Below are 5,224 nucleotides of genomic sequence, written 5' to 3'. Positions count from 1 at the left end.
GTAACGGTCTTTATCGTGCTGTTTTTCATCAGGGGACGATGCAGACATAATTTTACCCAACCAACTTTAGGCAATTTAACCTTATTTCCTTCTAATCGGACAGATCCTTTCTGATTGTTCGTAGAATACGAAGCATGACCTGTCTTTTTCGATTTGAAGCGTGGCTTGCCAAAATGCTTTCGATTTCTAAAAAAGTTATTGTATGCTTTGCTCAGGTTCATCTGTGCATTGGCAAGAGCAAGGCTGTCCACTTCTTTCAGCCAAGGAAAATCTTCCTTATACTGTGCGGGAGTATTGTTCAGTTTCTTACCGGTTTCCTTATAGTAATCAAGGCGGTCTCCAAGCATCTTGTTATAGATGAATCGGACACAGCCGAAAGTCTTGGCAAACATAATTTTTTGTTCAGCCGTTGGATAGAGCCTGTATCGGTATGCCTTATTCACTATAATCTCACCTGCCTTGATGTTCTATGTATTCACAATTTACGCCTAACCTCTGGAAAATCTTTTTTGATCAGCCTAGAGCTGGCACTTTTATAAGCATTGATGAATTTTAATAGTTCTGTATAGAGAATACTTTGCGGCGATACTTTACCACCAAAACAAGATGCTAATAGAGTAAGAATACTGAATGGTTATTGCTATCCAATTTCATAGTATAATCAATCCTTTCTCATATACGACTGATTATACTACAGAACTATCTACAGAACCATCTACAGAGCAATGGTATGGCTCAATTACTTACGTAAATTCGCCATACCCGCCTTCATCCCCCACCTGAGAGGTGGAGGACTTCTGGCGGATTAGGTTAAATTGTTTACATATGAGACAATATATATTAAAAATCATTACATTTCTATCAAGTATATCCTTTATTTTTCAAGCAGAAAAGCCCGGTCTGCCGAAGGATAAGGCAGTCAGGCTTTTCCTGTGATATAGGGTTGGATTGGTATCGATATTACGTAGACGGCCGGTGAGACGTTTCATCGTTTTCTTTCGATGATACATCCGATGATTCTTCCGGTTTCGTCTGTGACGTATCGGTCTGTTCTGACGATGAGTCATCGTCTTTCCGGACTTCTGCCCGGAACTCCCGCAGGCTCGTTCCCAGCGCCTTTCCCAAACCGGCAACTTTTTTGCCTCCAAAGAGGACGACGACAATGAGTAAAATCAGGATAAGTTCTTGTGTTCCCAGATGCATAACAGTCTCCTTTCTTATACAGGCAGGATGCCCATGAGTCCCAGTACGAGGCCCAGGACGCCCGATCCGATGAGGACTTTGATGACGCCGATTTTACGGCGGATAGCCATCAGCGCCAGGATGAGGACGAGGATGGCAGCCGGACTGAAAGCCCCAAAGTCTTCCGGCACCGATTCAGTGCTCCACACGGCGAGCCAGACAAAGCTGAGGCTGGCTGCACAGATCAGTCCGACGACAGCCGGGCGCAATCCGTTCAATACGCCGCGGATGGGACCGATATTGCCGTATTTGAAGAACACCCGGGCCAGGATGATTCCCAGAATCAGGGACGGAGCGACAAATCCGGCCGTCGCACAGACAGCACCGCCGAGACCGGCGATTTTCGTCCCGGCAAAGGTAGCCGCATTGATGCCAATCGGGCCGGGTGTCATTTGTGAAATGGTGAATATATCGACAAATTCACTCATAGACAGCCAGTGGAAGGTATCGACCACCGATGCCTGGATGAGCGGCATGGAAGCATAACCGCCGCCGACACAGAAAATGCCGACTTTGCAGAATTCCCAGAATAATTGCCAGTAAATCATGATCTATCTCCCCCCTTTTAATCATACCTGGCATCACGCATACATAACAGCCCGATGATGCCATCGATGAGGACCAGATACATGAGGTTCACGTCGAAGACGACATTGGCAATGAACGTAGCGGCAATGATGACCAGCGGCAGGACGAGCTTTTTTTTGCACTGCTTCATCAGCAGATTGATGCCTACATTGACCATGAGGGCTGTAGCACCGCACTGCATGCCCCGCAGGATCATCTTGACTATCTGGCTCTGGATAAAGAAATCATAGCAGTAAGAAATAATGGTCAAGGTAATGAGCGGCGGCAGCACCGTCGCAATGAGGGCGGTCAGTGTACCGGCGATACCGGCCATGCGGTATCCCAGGATGATGGCACTGTTACAGGCAATGACACCGGGCATGGACTGGGCAATGGCGACCATATCCAGCGTTTCTTTGTCGCTGATCCAGTGGTATTCATCGACGTATTTGGCCTTGAGAAGGGGCACGATGACATAGCCGCCACCAACGGTAAAGGCACTAATAATAAATGTGGATTTAAATAAGACCCAGAAAAAATGGGCATCCCGGCGGGGATGTTCCAATGTGGTTTCTTCTTCCATCGGTAGTTCCTCCTTTATCAGACAGGTGCAATTGTTTCCTCGTTTCTATCTGGAATTATACCAGCATTCGTGCTATATTAAAAATATAATTTTAATTTAGCAAATATATATTTTTCATATAGTAAGGAAGGGGTATCCATGGATTTACGACAACTCCGGTATTTCGTCGCCGTCGTCGAGGAAGGACAGATCACGGCAGCGGCCCGGCAGCTTCATATGGCACAGCCGCCACTATCCCAGCAGATACAGTTACTGGAAAAAGAGCTGGAAGTAGATTTGTTTATCCGGGAGCACCGTCACATGGAACTGACGGAAGCGGGAAAACTGCTCTATGAACGGGCCCGGCAGATCCTGAATCTCAGCGATTCGGCCAGGCGGGAAATCCGCGATTTCAGGCAGGGACTCAAAGGAACGCTGCACATCGGTACCGTATCGAGCTCAGGCAGTGTCATCCTCAGTTCGGCCATGCGCGATTTTCATCAGAAGCATGAAAGCGTCCATTTCGAAATTTATGATGGCAATACCTTTGAGGTCATCGATATGCTGCACAAGGGCCTGGTTGAAATCGGCATTGTCCGCACGCCGTTCAAGGCCGGATCTTTCCATTGTAAAATACTCAACGAAGAACCGATGGTGGCCGCACTGCCCCGGGAACTGGACTGGTGTCCCGACCGGACTCATATTACCCTCCGGGAACTCAATCAGAAACCGCTCATCATCTACCGGCGCTTCAACCAGCTCCTTCAGGATATCTGCACCAGCCAGGATATGAATCCCGTATTTTTCTGCCGCAACGACGATGCCCGTACGACCATCCTCTGGGCCAACGCCGGTCTGGGCATCGCCGTTACGCCCGCTTCTGCCGTACATCTGGCAGCCCACGATAACCTGAGCGTGAAAATTATCGACGAACCGTCCCTGCGCACGCGCATTGCCGCCATCTGGCCCAAAGGACGATACCTGTCCAGTTTGGGAGAAAGTTTTATTCAGGCATTGCAATTATAGCTTGCCTTATGTGGATATTTTTGGTATACTTTATACATAATAAATAATCGTTATTTATTACATATTCATGATGAGGTGATACCATGGAAAAAACAGTACAGCAGATGTTCGCCAAACGTCGTACGAATTATACATTGGGAAAGGATGTCACCCTGCCCCAGGAAGAAATCACGGCCCGCATCGAAGCGGTCGTCCGGGAAGTCCCGTCGGCTTTCAATATGCAGTCCGGCCGCATTATCATTGCCTACGGCAGTGCTCATGACAAAATATGGCAGATAACCAAAGACACCCTCCGGGCGGTCGTACCGGCCGAAGCATTTGCCAATACGGAAAAGAAAATCGATTCCTTTGCCGCCGCTCACGGCACCATCCTCTATTATGACGATACGGATGTCGTGAAAAAGCTGCAGGAACAGTTCCCCCTGTATGCCGCCAACTTCCCCACATGGGCCCAGCAGGCCAACGGCATGATGCAGTATGCCCTGTGGACACTCTTTGCCAATATGGGCCTGGCTGCCAACCTGCAGCACTACAACCCGCTCATCGACGAAGCCCTGGCCAGTGAATTCGACGTACCGGCCTCGTGGCAGCTCATTGCCCAGATGCCCTTCGGCCAGCCTCTGAGCCAGCCGGGACCGATTGAAAAACTGCCCATCGACGAACGGGTCAAAATCGTATTTTAATATATAAAGACATACCAGCGCAGAAAAGACTGCCTTGAATCGGATTCAGACCATTACCCAGGAAACACGGCGACGGGAATCTGATGAAGGCAGTCTTTTTTTATCCGGAAGGCTCATTTCCTTTAAAAACCACTCAGAACCACACCGGTTTCGGGTCCTCGTTGTGATAGGTGCGGTAGAGCCAGAAACTGGCCGCCAAGAGGATAGCCGACATAACGAAGAAGATAGATTTCATGCCCCACCAGGTCGCAAGAGCTCCTCCCAGAAGAGGGCCGGCCATGGATCCGAGCTGCTGGGCCGTAAACAGCAGACCGTAAATACGTCCTTTGAAGTCTGGCGGCGTATGCTGGGCCATGATGGCGTTGAGAGCCGGATTGATGCCGGAAAAGCAGAGACCGATAGTGAACTGAGTCACGGAAAAGGCTGCCAGCGTATTGGGAAGGCCCTGCAGGGCTTCTCCCATAGCGGTGACAAAAATTGATACGGTGAGGATGCGGATAAAGCCTTTCTTCTGCCCTGCCTTTCCCCACAGGGGCGCGGCGATGGCACCGGAAACACCGGACAGGGAAATGACGAATCCTGTCGTAAGGGCCAGATTGGGAATATCACCGGCCAGACTGGTGATATACGTAGACAGGACGGGCTGGAGGATGAAAATGACCATCTGGATCAGTGCTCCGCATACCAGCATATTGCGCAGGAGGGGCTGGCGCAATACGTCCAGCTGGGACAGGTGGCGCGTCTTTCCGGCTTCGTCCTTTTCCGGATCGGGCGGCTCCTTGATGAGGAAAATGAACATGAGGCCGTTTATAAAGAGGAAAAAGGCGGCGATAAAGAAAGAAAAGCGCATGCCGAACAAATCGGACAGGATGCCCCCAAACAGCGGTCCCAGGACACTGCCAGCCGTCATGACTCCCTGCATGGTCCCCAGGCAGAACCCAAGCTTGTCTTCGGGAGCATAGAGTGTCATAATGGCCAGATCCATAGGCCACAATCCGTAGGCAAACCCCTGGAGGAGCCGCATGAGTGTCAGCTGTTCCGGTGAGGTGACCAGGCCGCCGCAGAAATAGCTGAGCGACAAAAACAGACAGGACCGGATAGCCATAGGCTTTTTTCCGTGGGCATCAGCCAGCTTTCCCCAGAT

7 protein-coding genes are annotated in these 5,224 nt (G+C 50.0%); 2 read left to right on the top strand and 5 right to left on the bottom strand.

Annotation, left to right across the window (positions count from 1 at the left end; all coding sequences use genetic code 11):
• The 4 genes from B4H10_RS04020 to B4H10_RS04005 all read right to left on the bottom strand — a co-directional run.
• A partial coding sequence (locus B4H10_RS04020) for a transposase (protein ID WP_292018227.1) occupies positions 1-443 on the bottom strand: 443 nt, incomplete at its 3' end.
• Between the two features lie 517 nt (positions 444-960).
• Positions 961-1,203: a twin-arginine translocase TatA/TatE family subunit gene (locus B4H10_RS04015; protein ID WP_113855858.1), complete on the bottom strand. Its 243-nt coding sequence runs from the start codon at positions 1,201-1,203 to the stop codon at positions 961-963.
• Between the two features lie 14 nt (positions 1,204-1,217).
• Positions 1,218-1,790 carry a chromate transporter gene (locus B4H10_RS04010; RefSeq protein ID WP_113855857.1) on the bottom strand — a complete coding sequence of 191 codons (573 nt, stop codon included), beginning with the start codon at positions 1,788-1,790 and terminating at the stop codon, positions 1,218-1,220.
• Positions 1,791-1,807: 17 nt separating this feature from the next.
• The gene (locus B4H10_RS04005) at positions 1,808-2,392 is read right to left on the bottom strand and encodes a chromate transporter (RefSeq protein ID WP_059075817.1); all 585 of its coding nucleotides are present in this window, start codon (positions 2,390-2,392) and stop codon (positions 1,808-1,810) included.
• A gap of 138 nt (positions 2,393-2,530) precedes the next feature.
• Between B4H10_RS04005 and B4H10_RS04000 the strand changes: the two genes are divergently transcribed.
• Positions 2,531-3,397: a LysR family transcriptional regulator gene (locus B4H10_RS04000; protein ID WP_059075816.1), complete on the top strand. Its 867-nt coding sequence runs from the start codon at positions 2,531-2,533 to the stop codon at positions 3,395-3,397.
• An 83-nt stretch (positions 3,398-3,480) separates the two neighbouring features.
• Positions 3,481-4,080 (top strand): nitroreductase family protein, encoded by a 600-nt coding sequence (locus tag B4H10_RS03995; RefSeq protein WP_292018226.1) that lies wholly within the window; start codon positions 3,481-3,483, stop codon positions 4,078-4,080.
• Positions 4,081-4,213: 133 nt separating this feature from the next.
• Here B4H10_RS03995 and B4H10_RS03990 read toward each other — a convergent pair.
• A partial coding sequence (locus B4H10_RS03990; protein WP_292018225.1) for an MFS transporter occupies positions 4,214-5,224 on the bottom strand: 1,011 nt, incomplete at its 5' end.

This window comes from Megasphaera sp. UBA4382 (assembly GCF_002391155.1).
Lineage (GTDB): Bacteria > Bacillota > Negativicutes > Veillonellales > Megasphaeraceae > Megasphaera > Megasphaera hexanoica.
Note: the sequence above shows the minus strand (reverse complement) of the source record. Positions and strands in the feature narration are given on the sequence as shown.

What these genes read in the sequence shown, in the direction of transcription:
- B4H10_RS04015 (WP_113855858.1), bottom strand. Translation starts at nt 1,203, where the DNA reads ATGCATCTGGGAACACAAGAACTTATCCTGATTTTACTCATTGTCGTC.
- B4H10_RS04010 (WP_113855857.1), bottom strand. Translation starts at nt 1,790, where the DNA reads ATGATTTACTGGCAATTATTCTGGGAATTCTGCAAAGTCGGCATTTTC.
- B4H10_RS04005 (WP_059075817.1), bottom strand. Translation starts at nt 2,392, where the DNA reads ATGGAAGAAGAAACCACATTGGAACATCCCCGCCGGGATGCCCATTTT.
- B4H10_RS04000 (WP_059075816.1), top strand. Translation starts at nt 2,531, where the DNA reads ATGGATTTACGACAACTCCGGTATTTCGTCGCCGTCGTCGAGGAAGGA.
- B4H10_RS03995 (WP_292018226.1), top strand. Translation starts at nt 3,481, where the DNA reads ATGGAAAAAACAGTACAGCAGATGTTCGCCAAACGTCGTACGAATTAT.